Source organism: Aquisphaera insulae, assembly GCF_011064615.1.
In the GTDB taxonomy this organism is placed as follows: domain Bacteria; phylum Planctomycetota; class Planctomycetia; order Isosphaerales; family Isosphaeraceae; genus Aquisphaera; species Aquisphaera insulae.
This window is the reverse complement of the sequence record NZ_JAALJH010000002.1, coordinates 77,661-98,781: the sequence shown is the minus strand read 5'-3', so window position 1 is coordinate 98,781 and position 21,121 is coordinate 77,661. Positions and strand designations below refer to the sequence as shown.

Sequence of the window (21,121 nt, the reverse complement as noted above, 5' to 3'; positions counted from 1 at the left end):
CCGAGATACGTCCGGCCCGGTGTCGCCGGTCCGGATCATCGCGCGGCCGCTTGCGCCATGGTGGGAACGAAGTCCCCGCCCCGGGGTGGATCAGTCCGGGTCGTCGCCTCGGCGTTCGACCTCGGCCCTCGCCTGGTCGTCGACCCAGGACGCCAGGTCTGCGGGATGGATTTCCTCCGTGGGACGCGGCGCCGGGGTGGAGCTGGGGCGGGAGGATCCCAGGAGGGCCCGGATCTGGCTGATCCAGCGGCTGAAGCTGAGGAGGAAGATCACGCCCAGGACGACCAGGGACCAGAAGATGCGTGGCGACATGGACCCGCCGGGGACCGGCGGCGCCACCGGCTCGCCGCCGGCCGCGCCCGGGGGTGCCTCCCAGCCGACCTTGCCGACGAGCAGCGGAGATCCTCGTGCGGTGTCGGCCGCCTCGTATTTCATGATCTTGAGGAAGTAGCCGTTGAAAACGACCGTTTCCGCCACGTTCGCCCCCAGCGGGAACCGGTCGGGGACCTCCTCGGAGACGCAGCAGTACGGCACCTTGCGCTCGTCGGGCGTGACGATCCAGGTCTCGTAGAGCCACCCCGTCCTGCTCAGCTTGCTCTCGTACCGGAGCGTCCGCCGGGCCGTGCCCAGGATGTGGATGGGGACGCCCCGGTAGAGCTCCGGGCGTTCCCAGAGGTGGGTCAACAGGATATCACGTCGAGCCCGCCCGGCGAGATCGGCCGCGGAGACGTCGCGGGCCTTCTCCAGCAGGTAGCTATAGGCCGCGTTGTCGCGGAAGCCCAGCGGCGTGCGGTCGGAGACCGTCTCGAATTCCGGGGCCCTGTCCGCGACCACGGGCTCCGGCCGGCCGCCGGCCCTCGGAGTCGGCTCGTCGGCCTGGGGGCGGGCCTGGACGTATTGCCAGACGGCGACCCAGCCGATGACCATGATGGCGGCCAGGACGAGGAACCGGCTCAGCTCCGCGCCGCGGAAGAACCCGCGGCGGTCGTCGTCCCCCACGCGCTCATCCCCCCTCGTTCGGGTTCAGCTCCACGAAGCTGAGCTTGGGATCCTTCTTCGCCTTCTCGAACGCCGCGGCGAAGGCGTCGATCACCGTCATCAGCTCCGAGTATTTGAGGTTGGGATCGACCCGGATCAGGGTCTGATCGAAGGGGAGGTCCGGATCCTCCAGGTATTTCAGGAGGGCCTGGGTGAGGGCCTCCTTGTTGTCGCTGGGGATCTCCGCGGACTCGACGACGATCTGGGCGAGCCGTCCGCCGTCGCCGGCGCGAAGCGTCGTGGGCAAGGTCCGCAGCGAGACGGGGAGGTCGCTCGAGGCCGGGTTCGTCTCCGCCGCGGCCGGGGCCGCGGCCATGGCCGTCGCCGGCGAGGCCGGCAGCAGGCTCATCACGAACTGCCCCTCCTGCGGCGCGGCGCGGTAGGTGAGCACGAAGAACGTGAGGAGCTGGAACGCCATGTCGAGCATGGGTGCGATCGGCACGTTCGGCTCGTCGACCTTCGGTCTCTTCGCGCGGCGGCTCATCCGGAACGTCCCCCGTGCCCGAGCGGCACCCGCTCAGGTCAGATCAGATCAGCTCAGCTCTTCATGGCCTTCAAGGCAAACTTGCGGAAACCCTGGTTCTGGCAGGCGGTCAGCAGGCTGTTCACGTTCGAGAAGGTGGCGTCCTTGTCGGCCCGGAAGATGATCGTCGACGGCAGCCCCTGGTCGTACTTGATGCCGACGGCCTTGAGATTCAACCGGACGAGGTCCGCCTGGTGCTTGATGGTGGCGATCGCCTCGTTGAGCGTCTGGATCTGGCCGCCGACGAGCAGGTGCCCGTCCCTGTCGATGTTCAGAACGACGCGGTCCTCCGAGACCCGCTGCGAATCCTCCACCGGCCGCGCCGAACCGGCCAGCGGGAGGTGGATTCGCTGGTCGTAGTTGTCCGACGTGAAGTTGATCACGAGCATGAAGAAGGTGATCAACTGGAAGACCACGTCGAGCAACGGCGTCAGGTTGGGCTCGGCGTGGGTCTGATTGTTCGAGACCGATCCGGACATCGCGGCGACTCCAGAGGACCCCTGTCCTGTCCTTACGCATCCCGGCCCATGCGGATCGGATCAGGCCGCCGGCTTGGTGGTCTTGGCCGCGGCGACCAGCGAGCTGATGGTCCGGTCGGCCACCCGGTTCGCCTCCATCGCCATCTGGGCCAGGCGGTTGCGGAAGAAGGCGAAGAAGAAGATCGCCGGCACCGAGAGGGAGATCCCCTCCAGCGTGATGAAGAGCGCGGTGGAGATCCCCTCGGCCACCTTCTCGGGCCTGGGCTGCTCGCCGCCGGCCGATGCGATCGTCTGGAAGCTCATGATCATGCCCCAGACCGTGCCGACCAGGCCGATCATCGGCCCGAGGGTGCCGATGGTCGCCAGGTAACTGATCTTCATCTCGTAGGTCGTGACGATCTCGTCGCTGAGGGCGAGCATCGCGTCCTTGGCCTCTTGCCGGCCGTTGGGGAGGTTGGCGATCCCCGTCCGCACCAGCCTGGCCAGGAACGAGTCGTTGTCCTTGCAGACGTCGTAGGCCTCCTGGAACTTCTTGTCCCGGATGGCCGCCTCGAGCTTCTCCACGAGCGGCGCGGGGACGGCCTCGCTGACGCGAAACTCCATGAAGAGGCGGATCACCAGGGCGGTGAAGTAGACGGACAGGCACAGTAGGAAGAGCCCGATCGGCCCGGAGGCGCGGATTGCCCACTGGAGCATGTTCTCGCGCGCCGGCGGCTTGGTGCCATCCTCCGCGAGCGACGGCGCCGGGGCCGGGGCGGCCGCCCCGTCCTTGGTCGCCTCGGCGGGCGCGGCCTGCTTCGCGGGCTCCTCCGCCTTCGCCGCGGGAGGGGCCTCCTTGGCCGCTTCCTTGGCCGGCTCCTGGGCGGTCGCCGGTGCGTCATGCCAGGCCGCGAGCCACAACCCGACGCACGCGAACGTCAGGAACAGGAACCACGCCCGATCCCTCGCCCCGGCCGGGCGAAGGTCCCAAGACTGCCGCATGGAAGGAAGCTCCCGAGGATTCCGGCCGATCTGAGGGCCATGCCGCCAGGCCGCGGCCAAGCCGCGGCGGTCCATTCTCAAGCCTACGGCGCGTCGTGCCGTCGTGACGACTGCCCCCGCAGGCTCGCGACGATTTTCGCCGGAAGCTCTCCACGAGGCCCGACCCGCGCCCACGATTTCCACTATCTGGAGCGCGAATCGGGCTGTCAACAGGCGCGGGATTCCTCGACTCGCGGGGATTACCGGCCGCCGCTCACTTCCATGCCGGACCGAACGACCGCGCCGGATACCGGATTCCGGCACCTCGCGACGGCCCCACCTTTGACACGCGCCCTCGGGTCCGCGAGATTGGACGGCCCAGGCGCTCCCTTTCACCCCGGGGATTTCTCATCATGCTCCGCCCTCTCGGCCTCACCGTCAGCGTCGCCGTCGCCGCCGCCCTCCTCCCGATCGCCGGGACCGGTTTCGCGCAGGAGGCCCCCACCTATCCTCTCTGGCCGGCCGCGAAGAGCGGCGCCCCGCTGGAAACCGGCGACGCCAACCACGCGGGCGACGTCCCGACGATCACGGTCTACCTCGCCCCCCAGGAGAAGGCCACCGGCGCGGCGATGCTCATCTGCCCGGGAGGTGGTTACGGGTTCCTCGCCACCGACCACGAGGGGAAGCAGGTCGCGGCCTGGCTCAACTCGATCGGGATTGCCGGCGTCGTCCTCAAGTCTCGCCTCGCGCCGAAGTACCACCACCCGGCGCCGCTCGATGATGCCCGCCGGGCCATCCGAACCATCCGCCTGAGGTCGAAGGAATGGGGCCTCGACCCCGGTCGAGTCGGGGTGATCGGATTCTCCGCCGGGGGCCATCTCGCCTCGAGTTTGGCCACGCACTATCGCGAGGCCAATCCGGTCCCCGGTGACGCCATCAACGGCTTCACGGAGCGGCCCGACGTGGCCATCCTCGTCTACCCGGTCATCAACATGAACGCCGACATCACCCACCGCGGCTCGGTGGAGAACCTGCTGGGCAAGAGCCCGAAGCCCGAAGACCTGGACTTGCTCTCGAATGAGACCCAGGTCAACGCCAAGACGCCCCCCACGTTCCTGGCCCACACCCAGGCGGACACCGCGGTCCCCGTCGAGAACAGCCTGGCCTTCGCCATGGCCCTGCGGAAGCACAAGGTCCCCTTCGAGCTCCACGTCTTCGAGAAGGGCCAGCACGGCCTGGGCCTGGGCAAGGGCGCGCCGGAGTTCGGCGTCAAGGGCGAGCCCACCTTCCAGGCCTGGCCGGACCTCTGCGCGGCCTGGCTGAAGTCGCGCGGGTTCCTCGGCAAGTAGGACGTGGCGATGTTCCCCGACCTTCTCTCCAGGATGCCGTCAACGGATCGCTTGCACCCCCGACCGTCGCGCGATTCCGCCGATTGAACCGAAAAGGTCCCGTGCGAAGGAAACCGCCGTATACTGGGACCCGCTGACAATTCCACGGCCGAGGAGGCATCCCATGAGACGCCTGGTGTGGTCCGCCGCGTTGTTCGCGACGGCGGTGTTCGCGGTCCCGATCCGGTTGCATGCCGATCCACCAGGCCGATGGCCTCTCGCCTCGACCGAGGAGGCCTGGGCGCACTTGCCGAAGGCGATCTCCGGGGGCGGCTCGAGGCTGCCGAGCTGGGCGAGGGCGACGGCCCTGGGGCTCCCGCGGACGACGGCCGCGATGCTCGACCTGGACCGGCGTCACCGGACGATGAGCCCGCTGGGAGCGTCGCTCCGGGGCAAGATGCGATGGGTCGCCGCCGATTCCAATCACTGCGGGTATACCCGCGATACGGCCGAGGCCGACCTACGCCGCGCAGGCGTCTCCGAGCCTGAAATCGCCGCGCTGGAGGACGGGCCGAACGGATGGCCCCGGAAGGAGCGTGACGCGCTGCGCTTCGCTCGCCAGATGACGGTCGATGCGTCGCTCGTCACGGATACCCAGGTGGAGCACATCAAGGCGGCCTACGGCGACGAGAAGCTCGCCGCGATGATACTGCTCCTGGCCGCGGCGAACTTCCAGGACCGGCTGATCCTCGGCCTGGGGGTGCCTCCGGACGAAGGGGGGCCGATGCCGCCCGTCGAGGCGACGTTCGAGAAGACGTCGAAGCCGGAAGTCCCGCCCCGCGAGAAGCCGGCCGACCTGAAGGGACCGGACGAGCCGACGACGGTCGATGATCCGTCATGGACGGAGTTCGACTTCGAGGCCCTGAAGAAGGGGCTCGCGGACCAGAAGGCCGCGCCGGGGCGGATCCGCGTGCCGACGTACCAGGAGTATCTCGCGAAGCTGCCGGAGTGGGCCCCGAAACCCAAGGCCCCGGTCCGGATCAAGTGGTCGCTGGTGTGCGGCACCTACCAGCCGGAGCTGGCGGCGGCCTGGAGCGCCTGCACGACGGCCTTCCGCGAGGAGGCGAGGCAGGACCGCGTCTTCGAGGAGAGCCTCTTCTGGATCGTCACCCGGACGATCCATTGTTTCTACTGAATGGGCCACTGCGAAATGCTGCTCGCGGTCGCGGGCCTGGACCAGAAAGCTCTCGAAGATCGGACCCGTCTCCTCGCGTCCAAGGACTGGACATCGCTAACCCCGTCGGATCGTGCCGCATTCTTCTTCGCGAAGAAATTCTCGAAGCAGCCGTGGACGATCGACGATCCGGACCGCGCCCGCCTGCTCGCCCACTTCGGGCGATACCGGACGCTCGACGTCATCTGGTGGGCCAGCCGCTGTCACTACATGACGCGGGTGGCGGATGGCTTCCAGCTTCCCCTCGAGCGTGAGAACGTCTTCGCTCCGCCCCCATCCTCGGAGGCGACGACGAAGAAGCCCTGATCAAGCCGATGGGAATCACGGGCCCTGGGGCTCACGGCCCCGGGGCGGATCGAGGACGCCGACAGGCGAGGCCCCGCGGCGTGGGCTTCCCCCAATTCGAGGAGAGTCGACCAGACGGCCCATCCCGGGGCCGGGGCGATCCCCGGGGTCGGCTCCGCCTCCACCCCGGCCGCTCGCAAGACCCGCATCCGATTCATCGCCGGGACCATCGCGGTCTGAGTCTGAACACCACAAGAAGGCAGGTTACGATTTGAGATGGGGCCCATCCTGGGATGCCCCGCTATCCGTCCGCGCGGAAGCCCCGGGGGACTTCTCCGATCCCCCGGGGACCTCGACATCTCAACTCGGGCGGCTCGCTCCTCCTCCCGCAGGCCGGTTCAGGGATTCGTCAGGTTCGGCGACCACAAGGGACCGGGCCGAATTTCGGGCGTGTGGCCGTCCGGGGGGAACGTCGTCTTCACGGCGGCGTGAAGCTGCTGCGAGAGCGCCTCGACCGTACTCGCGTGCTCCGACTTCTCGGCGAGATTCGTCAGCTCGCGTGGATCGACGTCGTGGTCGTACAACTCGCGGCCCTTGCGCCCCTCGTCCCATTCGGTGTAGCGCCAGCGGGGCGTCCGGATGCTGTAACCGAAGAAGCGGGGGGTTGGGGCCGTGCCTCCGGCGGCTCCCTGGCCCCCAGCCGCGCCTCCCCCGGTGCCCTGGCCTCCGCCCGCGCCTCTTCCGGTGCCCTGGCCTCCGCCCGCGCCTCCGCCGGTGCCCTGGCCCCCGCCCGCGCCTCCGCCGGTGCCCTGGCCCCCGCCCGGTCGCGGGCCGAACCCGGCCCCGCCGCGCGTGACCTGCGTGATCGCCCAGCCGCGGCCCACGGCGTCGGGGTCCTTGAGAATCGGCACGAGGCTCTGGCCCTGAAGGTTGGTGGGACGTTCAACGCCACTCAGCTCGGCGAGGGTCGGATAAAGGTCGACCAGGGAGACCGGGGTCTTGGCCACCCGGCCCTTGGTCGGCAATCCCGGCGCGACAATCAGGAGCGGCACGCGGGCACTCTCCTCGAAGAGGCTCATTTTCTGCCAGAGCCCGTGCTCGCCGACGTGATAGCCGTGGTCGCTGATGAACACGATGATCGTGTTCTCGGACAGCCCGAGTCGGTCCAGCGCGTCGACCACGCGACCGACCTGGGCGTCCATGAAACTGATACTGGCATTGTAGGCCTGACGTGCCTGGCGCCGCTTCGCGTCGTCGAGGACACGGTTATCCCGCCTGGCGACGGGACGAGCGGGGATGGGGATGTCGACCAGGTCCTCCTCCACGCCCTGGATGACGGGCATCGTCGACTCGGGATGGAGGTCGAAGTACGGCTTGGGCGCGACATAGGGCGTATGCGGTCGGAAGAAGCCCACGGCGAGGAAGAACGGACGATCCTTCCTCCTGGCGAAGCGTTCGAGGACCCATTCGGCGTCGTCGGCCATGAGGCCGTCGGTGTGGTCACGGTCCCCCTTCGGCGAGGCGTACCAACTGAGCGACGCCCCGAACTGGCCGGGCGTCACGGAGAAGATCTGCGGTTCTTCCACCAGTCGGTCGACGCCCGCCGGATTGAGCTCCAGCTCCCAGCTCCCCGGGTCATCGTGGCCGTTCGTGCCGACCGACGTCGGCACGTTGTAGTGGTAGAGCTTGCCGATCCGCCCGGCGAAATACCCCGCATTGCGGAACGCCTGGGGCAAGCTTCGATGCGAGGGGATCGTCTGCCGGAAGACCTGCCCGTTGGACAGGATGCCCGTGCTGTTGGGGTAGAGCCCCGTGAGGAACGAATTCCGGCTCGGCCCGCACAGGGGGAACGAGCAGTAGGCGCGGTCGAACCGCACGCCACGGGACGCAAGCTTGTCGAGGTTCGGCGTCTTCGCGAGCGGGTCGCCGTACGTGCCGAGGAGGTTGTTGAGGTCGTCGGAGACGATGAACAGGACGTTCGGCCGCTGCTCCGCGGCGAACAGCGGTCCGGTCGTGAGGCATGTCAGGAAGAGGATGGGCCAGCAACTTCGCATTGAGGGAGACTCCTGGGGCATTCGGCGGGAAATACGACCCCGATCCGGGACAGCCGACGCCGGCCATGCTCGGCCGGCCCTCGCCCCGGATGAGGCAGCCGGAGGCCATCCCACGCGAGCCCGTCAGCTCGCGGGGTCAATGCCACCCGAGGGTGGCATGAGCGGCCGAATTCCGGACCGGGTGTTTCACGAGAAGGCACTCATCGGCCGGGATTCCTCTCGTGGCCGGTGCACATCGAGCGTATTGACAACAAAGGCCGGCGGGGCTGTCCTCCTCTCCTGCCCTTGAAGCGGCTTTCAGTAGGCATCGGAGCTGATGACCTCGCCCCCTGCCCTGGTGCCGAGCGCCCAGTAGGTCCGAAGGTCGATGGTGCTCTTGATGAAGCGGACGCTGCCGTCGGCGAAGGTGAAGTTGGCTCCCGCCGGATGGTTACTGGTCGAGTTGACGAACCCCGAGAGCCCCCACACCGTCACCAAGGGATCGCCCTGGCAAGAATTGAAGGCGTATTGCGTGCTATTGGGCGGCGTGATCGTGTTGAAGAGCGATGTGCCCAGGTAGCCGGCCATCCAGGTCGCTCCGCTGTAGCTGGCCCCCACCGTCGTATCGGTCGTCCTTGCATTGGCCCGGGCATAGGCGGCGCACGCCGCGAGGGCCTGTGAGACCTGCGGGTATTGGGACCTGGCGTCGAGCGAGACCACGGCGGTGACCTCGGGCACCCCTCCCCAGCTCGCGCGGCGAGTGTCGGTGATGGTCGGCCCGGTCCCCACCAGGTGCTCGGAGTAGGCGATGGTATTCGATGTGCCGTCGGTCACGCTCGCCACGTTGTAGACCCGGGAGCCGTGGAGGATCGGGTTGTCGAAGCCGAAGATCCCCGTCGAATCCTGGATCGACACGGTCAGGAAGTGATTCCCGATGGCTTCGACGGTCGTACCCGTGCTGCCCGAGTAGTTGCAGTTGAAGTCCATCCTCAGCTCGGACAGGGTCGTCGGAGAGATGCCGTCCGATGGGCAAATAAACACGTTCAAGGGCGCGTAAAGTACCGTCGAGTTGGTGTAGTAGGCCTGATTCAGCGCCTGGGCCGGAGCGAAGCTGAAATTGACCGCGTTGTAGATCGTCGACTGCTCCAGGTAGCTGAGCACCTGCGCGTGCGCACTCCAAGGGTTGCCCCCGTAGCTGGCACCCGGCGTGGTCTTCGCCCAGGACTGGGCGATGGGGAACGAGCCGATCGCGGAGTGGTAGTTGTGCAGCGCGAGCCCGAGCTGCTTCAGATTATTCACGCAGTGGATCCGCCGTGCGGCCTCGCGCGCCGACTGCACCGCCGGCAGCAAGAGCCCGATCAGGACCGCGATGATGGCGATGACCACCAGGAGCTCGATCAGCGTGAACCCCGCGCGACGGCGGAGAGGTTGGCGGCCCAATTCGATCCGGCCCCCACCGAGGAAACGACGCAATAAGCGCATACGGAGGACTCCTACACATCTTTTGGTTTGCGCATGAGACATCCCATGCGAAATAGAGATATCAACATCACAGAAGCTATACAAGCTTCTCCTCTACGGAGGGCCATTCTTGCCGATGTCGAATTCGCCCGTCAATGCCAATACCCACTTTACCCATAGGATTACAAGGAATTTCTCCGATTGTGATCACATGGCCAGTTACAAGCGGCATGACGACCGCCATATTCAGACGGGCTGAATCAGCGGACGAATCGAGCCGAGATGGAGGCCGGGCGAGGGAAAGCCCTGAGGGTGCCGTGTTCATGCCCCCCGACACCCCGCACTCCTCGTTCTCGACCGCCGGCCCCTTCCTCCGAACCGCCCCAGACAAGGCACAAATTCAGGGCGGATCAGGAATTGCATCAACCAACGCGTTCGATCTCTCGCTCGCCGCGTGACGACCAGGATCACTGGATCCCAAGGACCGTCTCTCTCTGGCCATCGGGCCGGCCCACTCGACCGATTCGGGTTGCCCCGGGCCGTCGGCCCGGAAATGATGAAGGGCGAGGCGAATCGACCCGCCCGAGAGCCCGAGGACCCACCGATGACGCTGCTGCTCGCCCTGGCCTGCTGCACAATGCTCGCCGGCTCCGACGTCGCCGCCGACGATCCGCCCGGGGCAGCGCCAGCGGCTGTCGACCCGGTCAGCGCGCTGGAGAACGCGGTCGTCGATGCTATCGCCAGGGCAGAGCCGTCCGTCGTGGCGATCTCACGCGAGAAGGCGGAGCGGCCGGAGGACCTCGCGATCCGCGGCCGGCCCCGCTCTTTCAATCGGGAGAACCCGACACTCCTCCGGCGGCGGAGCCCGCTCGACCTGGGCCAGGGAGAGCTGATTTCGTTCGACTTCGGGTCGGGCGTCGTGGTCGGGGACAAGGGGCAGATCCTTACCGCCTACCACGTCGTCCGCGGGGCGGGTCGGCTCCTCGTCCGCGCGGCCGGACGGCAACAGTTCGACGCGGAGATCATCGCCGCGGATCCGCGCAGCGACCTGGCGGTCATCGCCCCCATGAACATCCCGGGAATCCCGCCCCCCCAGCTCCAGCCGATTCGACTGGGAGACGCCGCGAAGCTCCGCAAGGGATGCTTCCTGGTCTCCCTGGGGAACTCATTCAACGCGGCCCGCAGGGACGGGAAGCCCTCGGCGAGCGTCGGAATCCTGTCCAACGTCGCGAGGCAGCTCGATCGTGACGTGGATGACCTCTCCAACACGCCGAAGCGATCCAGCTTGCTCAATTCCCCGATGCTGCTCCAGCTCGACAGCAAACTGAACCTGGGCATGAGCGGCGGCGCCGTGGTCAACCTCAAAGGGGAGCTCGTGGGGCTGACAACCATGGCCGCCAGCCCGGCCGGCTTCGACAACATGGCGGGCTACGCGATGCCCATGGACCGCGTGGGCCGTCACGCCGTGGAGATCCTCAAGCAGGGCCGGGAGATCGAATATGGGCTGCTCGGGATCATCCCGCCGCCGAACCTGACCAATCGGGTGGAGCGGGTCTCGCCCAATTCCCCCGCCGGCCAGGGTGACCTCCAGGCGAACGACGAGATCCTCGCCGTGGATGACGAGCCGATCCATGACTTCGACGACCTGATCCTGGCCATCAACGCCCGGGGCCCGGGGGACTCGGTCCGCCTCAAGATCCGCCGCAATGACGCGGAGCTCGTGAAGACGATCGTCCTGGCCAAGTTCCCCATCGATCCGGAGGCCATCGCGACGACCCGCCCGCCCGCCTGGCGAGGCCTCCGGGTCGACTTCCAGAGCACCGTCCTGGTCAACCGGCTCCCGTTCGCCGAACCCCCCGTCACCGGCGTCGTCGTCGCCGAGATCGAAGATGGTTCGCCGGCCTCCCGCGCCGGGCTCAAGAAGCAGCAGGTCATCCGCCTCGTGAACGAGACCCCGGTCACGACCCCCGCTCAGTTCGACCGGGCCGTCGCCAACCTCAAGGGGGATGTCACCCTGGTCACCGAGGCCGGTCCGGTCCGAGTGCCCGAATGATCAGGGCCGGAATCGGTCGGGCAGGCCGGGACGGACCTTGTCGGACCGTGGACCCTCCGTGACAATGGTCGGCGAGGCGTTCCGTCCTCCGAGAGTCCCTGTGCGCGCCCTCGAGCCTCGCCGTTACTCGCGTAAACCCGACGATTGGTGCCGCTGTTTCCATGAAAACCGACGAACTCCGCGAAGCCTATCTCGACTTCTTCGCCTCCAAGGGCTGCGTCCGCCGCCCCAGCGACGTCCTCGTGCCGCGGGACGACCCCACGGTCCTGTTCACGCCGGCCGGGATGAACCAGTTCAAGCGCGAGTTCATGGGCCTGGGCGACCCCTCGTTCAAGAAGGCCACCACCTGCCAGAAGTGCATCCGGACCGGGGACATCGAGAACGTCGGCAAGACCCCCCGGCACATGACCTTCTTCGAGATGCTGGGCAACTTCAGCTTCGGCGACTACTTCAAGCGCGACGCCATCCACTGGGCCTGGGAGTTCCTCACGAAGACGCTGTCCATCCCCCGCGAGCGGCTGACGTTCACCGTCTACCTGGACGACGACGAGGCGTTCGACATCTGGCATAAAGAGGTCGGCGTCCCGGCCGACCGGATCAAGAGGATGGGCGAGGACGACAACTTCTGGCCGGCCGGCGCCCCGACCCACGGACCCAACGGCGTCTGCGGCCCTTGCTCGGAGATCTTCTACCACGGCGACGGCATCGAGGAAGTCGAGATCTGGAACCTGGTCTTCACCCAGTTCAACCGCGTGGGCCCCGGCCAGCTCGAGCCGCTCCCGCAGAAGAACATCGACACCGGCATGGGCCTCGAACGCGCAGCCGCCGCGCTCCAGGGGGTGTCGTCGAACTTCGAGATCGACATCTTCAAGCCGATGGTCGCGACCGCGGCCGATGCCCTCGGGATCGACTACCCCAAGGTCAAGGACTCGCTCGACGGCGTCCGGATCCGCCGGGCCGCCGACCACGCCAGGGCCCTCACGTTCTGCATCCACGAGAACGTCCAGCCGGGCCCTGAGAAGCAGGGCTACGTCATCCGCCGCCTCCTCCGCCGGGCCGTGCTCGACGCCTACCAGATGGGCCAGCGCGAGCCGTTCCTCCACAAGCTCCCGCCCGTGATCGCCGAGGCCATGCACGCCGGCTATCCCGAGCTGAGGGACAGCGTCCCCCGCATCCAGAATGTGATCCGCGAGGAAGAGGAGCGATTCCTCCGCAACCTGGAGAACGGCATCGGCCGCCTGGGCGAGACCTTCCGCCGGACCAAGGCCGCCGGCTCCGACGTGATCTCCGGAGCCGATGCCTTCGACCTCCACTCGACCTACGGCATCCCCGTGGAGGTCACCGAGAGCCTGGCGACCGACCAGAACCTCCGCGTGGACATGGACGGGTTCCGGAAGTCCCAGGATGACTTCGCGAAGATCTCCCGCGGGACCACGGAGGCCGCCGACGTCTTCGCCCTCAGCCCGCTCGACACCCTCAAGGAAGCCTATCACGGCGGCTCGGAGTTTCTCGGCTACGAGACGACCGAGGCCGAGGGGAAGGTCATCGGCATCCTCGAGCAGAATGCCCTGGCGCAATCGGCCCGCGCGACGCCGGGCGGGCCGCCGATCGCCCTGATCCTCGATCGCAGCCCCTTCTACGCCGAGTCCGGCGGCCAGGTCGGCGACACGGGCGTGATCCGGGGCGCCGGGTTCGAGTTTACGGTCGAGGATACGAAGAAGGATCGCGACTTCATCCTCCATGTCGGACGGGTCGCGAAGGGGGAGATCGCCCTCAACGCGACGGCGACGGCGGCCGTGGATGCGGCCCGCCGGCAGGCGATCCGCCGGGCCCACTCGGCGACGCACCTGCTGCACCGGGCGCTCCACGAGCACCTCGGCAAGCACGCCCAGCAGGCCGGCAGCAAGGTGGAGCCGGACCGGCTCCGGTTCGACTTCGGCAATCCGGACGCCGTCGGGGCGGAGCGGCTGGAGAAGATCGAGACCACGGTGAACCGACTGGTCATGACCGGCTCGGCCGTGAACTGGACGCGGATGCCGATCGCCGAGGCGAAGTCCCTGGGCGCCATGGCCCTCTTCGGCGAGAAATACCCGGACGTCGTCCGCGTCGTCCAGATGGGAGACTTCTCGAGAGAGCTCTGCGGCGGCACCCACCTCGACAACGTCGGCCAGGTGGGCCTCTTCAAGATCCTCGGCGAGGAGTCCGTCGCCGCCGGCACCCGCCGGATCACCGCCCTGACCGGCCAGGCGGCCCTCGACTACGTCAACCAGGAGGAGGATGTGCTCGCCCAGGCCGCCGCGGCGCTGCGGGTCCCCCAGGCCCAGGTCGGCGTCCGGATCGCGGCTCTCCTCGAGGAGATCAAGACCCTCAAGAAGCAGGCTTCCCAGCGCAAGGCCGAGCCGTCGGCGGAGAAGGTCTCCGTGGACGAGCTCGTGGCCCAGGCCCGGCCGCTGGGGTCCGCCACGGTCGTCGTCCGCTCCGTCTCCGGCGTGTCCCCCGACGAGATGCGGGTCCTGATCGACGGCCTCCGCCGCAAGGTGAAGGACGGCCTGGCCGTGCTCCTGCTCGCCGAGGCCGAGGGGAAGGTGAACCTCGTCGCCGGGCTGTCGAAGGACCTCGTCGAGAAGGGCCTCCACGCCGGCAACTGGCTGAAGCAGGTCGCTCCGGTCGTCGGCGGCGGGGGGGGCGGCCGCCCGGACCTGGCCCAGGCCGGCGGCAAGGACCCCGCGAAGATCCCCGACGCCATCGAGGCCGCCCTCCGGGCCATCGAGGCGAGCCTGGGCGCGTAGACTACGGCCCCGTGGCACACAGCTCCGCCAGCTTCCTCACGGTCTTGATGTTCCGCATCGTGGAGGCCATCCCGACCGCCTTCTCGATCTTCGGCCACTTGACCAGGGAATCCAGGGTCCTGCCGCGACAGAGCCAGAAGAACTCTCGTCCCAGCACCCGGAACTCATCCTTTTCGGTGCGAAACGCGAGCAGCCGTCCCTCAACCACCGGATCGAGCTCCGTCCTCAGGAACCCGACATGAATGGTCTTCTCGGGATCGTCCATGTCGGCCGCGTCGAATGGTTGAAAGGCAACCGCCGCGGCCATCTGCTCGCAGGTCCGAAGCATCGTGTCGACCGGGAAGCCGAACGCCTCTTGCAGAGCCGACTCAATCCGCCGCTCCAGGCCCGCCGGGTCTTCCCGGGCGGGGGCATCCAGGAGGACATTCCCGCTGGCGATGTAAGTCGTGACCCCGGTATATCCAAGCCCCGCGACGACCTCTCGGAGACGCTCCATCCTCATCTGGCGTTTCCCCAGGTTCACGCCCCGCAGCAGGCCAACATACCGCAACCTCGCCATCGAACCGCCCATGAGAGAGTCTCCCCGGATCAGGATCACCCTTGCCCACGACGTGATCGATTGTACCCCATCGATCCCGGGCGAGAGGACCGATCGTCGCCGTCATTTCATGGGCCCGGCCGGTCGTATCGCCCTTGACGGCGGCGGCCGGCACGTTAGGATGGTACTTTTCCACCGCGACGGCGATGCAAGTGGTTCCGTAACCAAGAGTCAGGCGTACTTCTCCAATGAACTGTTTCCAAGCCAAGACCGGTGAGCTGGCCCGGCAGTGGTTCGTGATCGACGCGTCCAACCAGGTCGTCGGTCGTCTCGCCGCCCAGATCGCCCCCATTTTGATGGGGAAGCACCGGCCCACCTACACCCCCCACATCGACACGGGCGATTACGTCATCGTCACGAACGTGGAAAAGGTCGTCTTCTCCGGCAACAAGTGGACCGAGAAGACCTACCAGCGCTATTCTGGATACCCGGGCGGGCAGCGTGAAGAGGCCGCTTGGAAGCTCCTGAAGCGTCGGCCCGAGCGGATCCTCGAGCTGGCCATCCAGCGGATGATGCCCAAGAACAAGCTCGGCCGCCACATGATGGCCAAGCTGAAGCTTGTGGTCGGGTCCGACCACACCCACCAGGCCCAGCAGCCGATCCCGCTGGAACCCCTGACGGGCCGTCCCGCCTCCACGGGTGCCCTGTTCGCCCCGCCGGTTGCGGAGCCCGGTTCGCGGAAGGCGAAGAAGGCGGAGTCGAAGACCGAGGCTTCGGTCGCTCCCTCCGTCGCGCATGAGCCCGAGCCCCAGCTCGAGGCCCCCGCGGCCGAGCCTCAGCTCGAGGCCCCGGCCTCGGACGAATCCGCGGCCCCCTCTCACGAGGGCTGAACGGCCGATCTCGCGGCCCTCGCCGCGCATCCGCCGCGCGGAACGAATCAAGACACAGGATGATACGACACACCGGCTCCCCCTGAAATTCGAGACCCACGGACCATGGCAGTCGCGACCGAGAAGAAGACCTTCATCTGGGGCACCGGCCGGCGGAAGACGGCGGTCGCCCGGGTTCGCATTTGCGAGGGCACCGGCCAGTTCCAGGTGAACGGCCAGGATGCCAACACCTACTTCCCCCTTGAGGTCCAGCAGACCGACATCCGTGCCCCGCTCAAGGCCACGGAGATGGCGGACCGCGTCGACGTCATCGTCAAGGTCACCGGCAGCAGCAAGCCCAGCCAGTCCGGCGCCGTGATGCAGGGCCTCGCCCGCGCCCTCAAGGAGTTCCGTCCCGACCTGATGGACGCCCTCCGCGACGGCAATTACCTCACCCGCGACGCCCGAATGGTCGAGCGTAAGAAGTACGGCCACAAGAAGGCCCGCAAGAGCTTCCAGTTCTCCAAGCGGTGATCGCTCCGAGATCCTGATCGCCAGCCTGATCGAGGCCGACAAGAGGGGCGGATGGTTCCGCCCCTCTTCGCTTGCGCCTCACACCATGAACTTCCTCCGGAACTGGTCCAGGTTCGACTGCCTGCCAAGGATGACAAGGCTGTCGCCGGCATCGATCACTTCCTCACCGGCGGGCGGGAAGACGACCGTGCCGTCCTTCCCCTTGACGGCGATGACGATGACGCCCGTGAGGCGGCCAATGTCGGAATCCCGGAGCGTCCGGCCGGCGAGTGGGCTGTCGGCCTTGATCGGGATGTCGTCCATCTCGATGTGCAGGCTCGACCGCTGGGTGACGAGTTCCACGAACTCCACGGCCGTGGGGTTGGTGAGCAGCGAGACGATCCGGGTCGCGCCGATCATCGCCGGCATGATCACGTGATTGGCCCCCGCCTGGCGGAGCTTCTTCTGGGTGCTGGGCTGCTCGGCCCGGGCGATGATGTCGATGGCCGGGCAGAGCTGGCGGGCCGTCAGCGTGATGAAGACGTTGGCCGCGTCGTTGGGCATGGTCGTGACGAGCACCGCCGCCCGGCCGACGCCGGCGTCGCGGAGGCTCCCCTCATCGGTGGCGTCGCCGATCAGGTAGGAGAAGCCGCGGGCCTGGATCTCCGCGGCGCGGGCCGGGTCCTGCTCGATCACGACGAACGGCATCTCCGCGCCGACGAGCCCCTCGCAGACCATCGCCCCCACGCGGCCGTAGCCGGCGACGATCGTATGTCCCTTGAGGTTGGCGATGGCCTTCATGATGCGTTGCTGTCCCAGGTACTTCTGGAACTCCCCCTCGGTGAGCAGCGAGATGAAACCGCCGACGGTGTAGCCGACCGCGAACAGGCCCATGGCGATCGTCGCCATGGTATGAAGGCGCAGGATCGTCGAATCGAGCGGATGGACCTCGGTCAGGCCGACGGCCGAGATCGTGATGAACACCTGATAGAAGGCGTCCATGAACGTCCAGCCCATGGCCATGTAGCCGGTGACGCCGTATGACATGACCACAAGGACCATGGAGAAGCCCAGCAGGATTCGCCGCCCCGCCTCGCGCCTCCAGAACGAGGTCGTGGTGCGCGCGGGGATGTCCGCCAGGCGGGGCCTCGGCAGCGACCGGCGGGCCTCGCGGCCGGGCCAGTGCCAGGGCCAGAGCCAGAGCGACGTCACTTGCCGCCAGGCCTTCGCGGCCGGGCCGCCCGCGGGCGCTGTTCCGTCAGGGCTCATTCACACCGCTCTTCCTTTCCCGGGGGCCGCGACGGCGCGATCGGCCGGGCGGCCGCGATCAGAGCCGCAGGTGCTGGGCGATGATGTTCCGCTGGATGTCGTTGGTCCCGGAGAAGAGCACGCCGCCCACGCTGTCGCGGACGTCGCGCTCCAGGCCCTCCTCCACAGTATAGCCGGAGGCCCCGAAGAGGCGGATGGCATCCAGGCTATTCTGGACGAAACACTCCGAGACGTGGAGCTTCGCCATCGACGACGCGATCGATGCGTCCCTGTTCTGCTGCTTCAGCCAGGCGTACCGGTGGACCATCCAGCGGGCCGTCTCCAGGCGGGTCATCATGTCCACGATCCGGTTGCTGACCGACTGGAACTTGCCGATCGACTGGCCGAACTGCTTCCGCGCCCGCGCCCGCTTGATGCAGCGGTCGAGCTGGCGCTGCATCGTGCCGATGACGCTCGCCAGGATCGCCCCCCGCTCCCACTCGAGCGCGGCGTTGAAGATCCGGGATCCGCGCCCCTCTCGGCCGAGCAGGCTCTCGGCGGGGAGCTCGCAGTCCTCGAAGACGAGCTCGCCCATGGGGGCGCTCCGCATCCCGAGCTTGGGGATCTCGCGGACGACCCGGAAGCCGGGCGTCCCGGCCTCGATCAGGAAGCCCGTGATCCCGAGCACGCCCTTGGTCGGATCGGTGGTCGCGAAGATCAGGAAGATGTCGGCGATCGGCCCTCCCGTGATCCAGACCTTGCGGCCGTTCAGGAGCCAGCGATCACCCTTCTTCTCCGCCTTCGTCGTCATGCTGAAGATATCGGAGCCCGCCTCCGGCTCGCTCGCCCCATTGGCGCCGAAGCTCCGGCCGTCGCAGAGCGGGGGCAGATAGCGGGCCTTCTGGGCGTCGGTGCCGAACGTGAGGATCGGCATCGTGATCGTCCAGAGCGAGGCATTGAGCGCGAAGATCAGGCCCGTGTCCACGCACGAGTAGCCCAGGCCCTCCATCGCGGAGACGGCCGTCGGGATGTCCGTCCCCTTGCCGCCATATTCCGTCGGCACCGGCAGGCCAAGGACCCCGAACCGTCCGCAGCGCTCGTACCCTTCGCGCCAGAACTCGCCCCTCTGCTCGCGGGCGATCGTGTCGGGGTCGTTGAGCTCCTCGCGGCCGAAGCGGACGGCATCGTCGTACCAGCGCTGCTGCGATTCGGAGAGACCGAAATCCATCCTACCGACCTCCTTGTCGGGCTCGACTCGCCGGCTCTCTCCGGCCTACTTCCATCCGGACGCCGGGCCGAGGCCCTCAGGACGCCAGGGAGACCCGCCGGCGCTTGCCGCGAGGGGCAACCGCGCCGGCCTCCGCCGGGATCCCCAGATAATGCCGCTCGAACGGGGCCCACGCCGCCAGGAATCGGCCGAGCGTCTCGAAGTACCCGCTGCGAGCGTTCCTCTGAAGGCCGGCCGCGAAGTCGACCAGCCAGCCTGTCAGATGATTGCCGAAGAAGTCCCGCTGGGCAAGACCACAACGCGCCGACTCCTCCGCGGCATGACCGTCGATCGGCCTCAGCACCGACGCCATTCGCCCCCGCTCGATCAGGCATCGCATGAAGCCCATCTCGCACGCGACATGGTCCGCCCGCCGCCTCCCCTCCGACGCGTCGAAATCCTCGAAGTCGCGATAGAGCCCCTTGAGCTCCTCCAACGTCCTCTCGATCCGCTTCTCCGTCATCCCCTTCCGATGATCGAGCGCAAACGGCGAGCACCCGGGCCGAGGCTTCTTCATGCAGATGACCCGCTCATAACTCAGCTTGAGCTGCCCCAGAGGCTGGCAGAGATCGACCATCAGCGCCCGCAGGTCCAGGTCTCGCGCCGGCCCCTCTCCTTCATGCCGCTCGTAGGACCCGCTCATCGCGAGCCCTCGGATCCAGTCCGACGCGGCGATGGCCCGCCTCTGAGCATCCGGCAGGACGAGTTGCCCCCAGGACCCACCGTCGGGATGCGTCAGCGAGACTTCCAGGATCCCATAGATCTTCTCTCTCGCCTCATCCGACGAAGCCACGACGGGACCGACCTCGACGCCTAACATCGCCTTGAACTCCAGCTATAGCTCTTAACTATGCAACCATTCCACAGTTGGACCTTATCCAGATCGAGGAGCGAGTCGACGACCTCGCGACGAGCCGTCACTAATCTCAATCGAGCTCTGCGGGGTTCACGTGAAGATCGACGGCGATCTGGTCGTTTCCGACAAAACAGTTATATCAGAAAATCGAGTCCGAAACAGCCAATTCCGCCGAAATCACCGGACCGATCGGGGAATCCCGGGCCGGGGAACGACATGACGCCGAGGCCCGCCGTGATCGTGGACGATTCGGGTAGAATGGCGGCATAGACCGAACAGGCCCCTGGAGGAGACACTGCGTTGAATTTCGAGCACGGCGGCGTGGGCAAGAGCCCCAGGCCCTTCGAGGTGGAAGCCGTCCGGGCCGACTTCCCGCCCCTTCATCAGGAGGTCCATCCCGGCAAACCGCTCATCTATCTCGACTCGGCGGCCACGAGCCTGAAGCCGTCCCCGGTGGTCGCGGCCCTGGACGCCTACACGGCCGACTATCCGGCGAACGTCCATCGCGGGCTGCACGTCCTCAGCGAACGGGCCACCGAGGCGTTCGAGGACGCCCGAGAGGCGGTCGCGTCCTTTCTCGGCGTCGAGGACTCCGCGCAGGTGATTTTCACGCGGGGAACCACGGAATCGATCAACGCGGTGGCGATGAGCTGGGCCCGCTCGATGCTCGAGCCCGGCGACGCGATCCTCGTCAGCGAGCTGGAGCACCATTCCAACCTCGTCCCCTGGCAGGTGGTGGCGAAGGAGAAGGGCCTGGACCTGCGGTTCGCCGAGCTGACCGACGACGCTCGGCTGGAGATGTCCGCCATCGAGGCGGCGCTGACCGATCGCGTCCGGCTGATCGCGGTCACCGCCATGTCCAACGTGACCGGCACGCTGCCGCCGCTGGCCGACATCATGGACCTGGCTCGCCGCAAGGGGATCCGTGTCCTGATCGACGCGGCCCAGGGCCTGCCCCACGGTGACATCGACGTCCGCAAGCTCGACCCGGACTTCCTGGCCTTCTCCGGGCACAAGATCCTCGGCCCGACCGGCGTGGGCGTCCTCTACGCGAAGCGCGAGCTGCTCGAGGCGATGCCCCCTTTTCTGACGGGCGGATCGATGGTCGTTCGGGTGACTCGAGACTCCTCGGAATGGAACGAAATCCCCTGGAAGTTCGAGGCCGGCACTCCCCCCATCGGCGAGGCCATCGCGCTGGGTGCCGCGCTTCGATACCTGGCGGCCTTCCCGGCGGAGCAGGTCGCGGCCCACGAGCGGGCGCTCCTGGAGCACGCCCACGCGGTCCTCGGCCGGATCCCGGGGCTGCGGATCGTCGGCCCGGAGGACCTCTCGAAGAAGGGGCCGATCGCCAGCTTCACGATGGAGGAGGCCCACCCGCACGACCTCGCCCAGTTGCTCGATCGCCACGGGATCGCGATCCGGGCGGGGCACCACTGCACGATGCCCCTGCACACGCGGCTGAAGATTCCGGCCTCCGCGCGGGCGAGCTTCTCCCTTTACAATACGATGGCGGAGATCGACCGCCTGGGAGAGGCCCTGGAGTCGATCCAGGCCCTCTTCCGCCGGCGCGTCTCACGCCCCGCGACCTCGCCTGCCCGCCTGGCCAGCCCCGCCCAGTGACGCGACCCGACGCGATGATCGACCCGA

At 67.6% G+C, this 21,121-nt stretch carries 17 protein-coding genes and 1 pseudogene; 8 read left to right on the top strand and 10 right to left on the bottom strand.

Going from position 1 to position 21,121, the window contains the following annotated elements; genetic code table 11:
• Positions 1-90: 90 nt before the first annotated feature.
• The 4 genes from G6O54_RS01575 to G6O54_RS01560 are packed head-to-tail and all read right to left on the bottom strand — an operon-like array spanning position 91 to position 3,021.
• A complete protein-coding gene (locus G6O54_RS01575) occupies positions 91-999 on the bottom strand; it encodes a hypothetical protein (RefSeq protein WP_165219474.1) in 909 nt (302 codons plus the stop codon).
• A gap of 4 nt (positions 1,000-1,003) precedes the next feature.
• Positions 1,004-1,522, bottom strand: coding sequence for an ExbD/TolR family protein (locus G6O54_RS01570; RefSeq protein ID WP_165219473.1), 519 nt, complete (start codon positions 1,520-1,522; stop codon positions 1,004-1,006).
• Between the two features lie 53 nt (positions 1,523-1,575).
• The gene (locus G6O54_RS01565; RefSeq protein ID WP_165219472.1) at positions 1,576-2,040 is read right to left on the bottom strand and encodes an ExbD/TolR family protein; all 465 of its coding nucleotides are present in this window, start codon (positions 2,038-2,040) and stop codon (positions 1,576-1,578) included.
• A 60-nt stretch (positions 2,041-2,100) separates the two neighbouring features.
• Positions 2,101-3,021, bottom strand: coding sequence for a MotA/TolQ/ExbB proton channel family protein (locus tag G6O54_RS01560; protein ID WP_165219471.1), 921 nt, complete (start codon positions 3,019-3,021; stop codon positions 2,101-2,103).
• A 392-nt stretch (positions 3,022-3,413) separates the two neighbouring features.
• On the opposite strand from G6O54_RS01560, the gene G6O54_RS01555 reads away from it, so the two are divergent.
• From G6O54_RS01555 to G6O54_RS01545, 3 genes are all read left to right on the top strand, one after another.
• The gene (locus G6O54_RS01555; protein WP_165219470.1) at positions 3,414-4,349 is read left to right on the top strand and encodes an alpha/beta hydrolase; all 936 of its coding nucleotides are present in this window, start codon (positions 3,414-3,416) and stop codon (positions 4,347-4,349) included.
• Between the two features lie 163 nt (positions 4,350-4,512).
• Positions 4,513-5,523: a carboxymuconolactone decarboxylase family protein gene (locus G6O54_RS01550; RefSeq protein ID WP_165219469.1), complete on the top strand. Its 1,011-nt coding sequence runs from the start codon at positions 4,513-4,515 to the stop codon at positions 5,521-5,523.
• Between the two features lie 15 nt (positions 5,524-5,538).
• Positions 5,539-5,868 (top strand): carboxymuconolactone decarboxylase family protein, encoded by a 330-nt coding sequence (locus G6O54_RS01545; protein ID WP_165219468.1) that lies wholly within the window; start codon positions 5,539-5,541, stop codon positions 5,866-5,868.
• 377 nt (positions 5,869-6,245) lie between these two features.
• On the opposite strand, the gene G6O54_RS01535 is transcribed toward G6O54_RS01545, so the two are convergent.
• Together G6O54_RS01535 and G6O54_RS01530 are read right to left on the bottom strand one after the other, a co-directional pair.
• Positions 6,246-7,901: a sulfatase gene (locus G6O54_RS01535; protein ID WP_205678644.1), complete on the bottom strand. Its 1,656-nt coding sequence runs from the start codon at positions 7,899-7,901 to the stop codon at positions 6,246-6,248.
• A gap of 297 nt (positions 7,902-8,198) precedes the next feature.
• Positions 8,199-9,320, bottom strand: a complete 1,122-nt coding sequence (locus tag G6O54_RS01530; protein ID WP_250846665.1) for a DUF1559 domain-containing protein — start codon at positions 9,318-9,320, stop codon at positions 8,199-8,201.
• Positions 9,321-9,945: 625 nt separating this feature from the next.
• Between G6O54_RS01530 and G6O54_RS01525 the strand changes: the two genes are divergently transcribed.
• Positions 9,946-11,394 carry a trypsin-like peptidase domain-containing protein gene (locus G6O54_RS01525; RefSeq protein ID WP_165219466.1) on the top strand — a complete coding sequence of 483 codons (1,449 nt, stop codon included), beginning with the start codon at positions 9,946-9,948 and terminating at the stop codon, positions 11,392-11,394.
• A gap of 161 nt (positions 11,395-11,555) precedes the next feature.
• Entirely contained in the window at positions 11,556-14,183 is a 2,628-nt protein-coding gene (gene alaS / locus G6O54_RS01520) for an alanine--tRNA ligase (protein ID WP_165219465.1), read from the top strand.
• 1 nt (position 14,184) lies between these two features.
• On the opposite strand, the gene G6O54_RS01515 is transcribed toward alaS, so the two are convergent.
• Positions 14,185-14,754: a DUF1697 domain-containing protein gene (locus tag G6O54_RS01515; protein WP_165219464.1), complete on the bottom strand. Its 570-nt coding sequence runs from the start codon at positions 14,752-14,754 to the stop codon at positions 14,185-14,187.
• A gap of 215 nt (positions 14,755-14,969) precedes the next feature.
• Here G6O54_RS01515 and rplM point away from each other — a divergent pair.
• Positions 14,970-15,392, top strand: a pseudogene (gene rplM, locus G6O54_RS01510) (50S ribosomal protein L13); the annotation flags it as partial.
• 324 nt (positions 15,393-15,716) lie between these two features.
• On the top strand, positions 15,717-16,124 hold the full coding sequence (gene rpsI / locus G6O54_RS01505) for a 30S ribosomal protein S9 (RefSeq protein ID WP_165219460.1): 408 nt from the start codon (positions 15,717-15,719) through the stop codon (positions 16,122-16,124).
• Between the two features lie 78 nt (positions 16,125-16,202).
• On the opposite strand, the gene G6O54_RS01500 is transcribed toward rpsI, so the two are convergent.
• The 3 genes from G6O54_RS01500 to G6O54_RS01490 all read right to left on the bottom strand — a co-directional run bounded on the left by G6O54_RS01500 (position 16,203) and on the right by G6O54_RS01490 (position 19,411).
• Complete coding sequence (locus tag G6O54_RS01500) at positions 16,203-17,372, bottom strand: potassium channel family protein (protein WP_165219458.1); 1,170 nt, start codon at positions 17,370-17,372, stop codon at positions 16,203-16,205.
• Positions 17,373-17,430: 58 nt separating this feature from the next.
• Entirely contained in the window at positions 17,431-18,579 is a 1,149-nt protein-coding gene (locus tag G6O54_RS01495; RefSeq protein WP_165219456.1) for an acyl-CoA dehydrogenase family protein, read from the bottom strand.
• A gap of 76 nt (positions 18,580-18,655) precedes the next feature.
• Positions 18,656-19,411 (bottom strand): TorD/DmsD family molecular chaperone, encoded by a 756-nt coding sequence (locus G6O54_RS01490; protein WP_165219454.1) that lies wholly within the window; start codon positions 19,409-19,411, stop codon positions 18,656-18,658.
• Between the two features lie 363 nt (positions 19,412-19,774).
• Here G6O54_RS01490 and G6O54_RS01485 point away from each other — a divergent pair, with 363 nt between their 5' ends.
• Positions 19,775-21,094, top strand: a complete 1,320-nt coding sequence (locus tag G6O54_RS01485) for an aminotransferase class V-fold PLP-dependent enzyme (protein WP_205678643.1) — start codon at positions 19,775-19,777, stop codon at positions 21,092-21,094.
• The last annotated feature ends 27 nt before the right edge of the window (positions 21,095-21,121 follow it).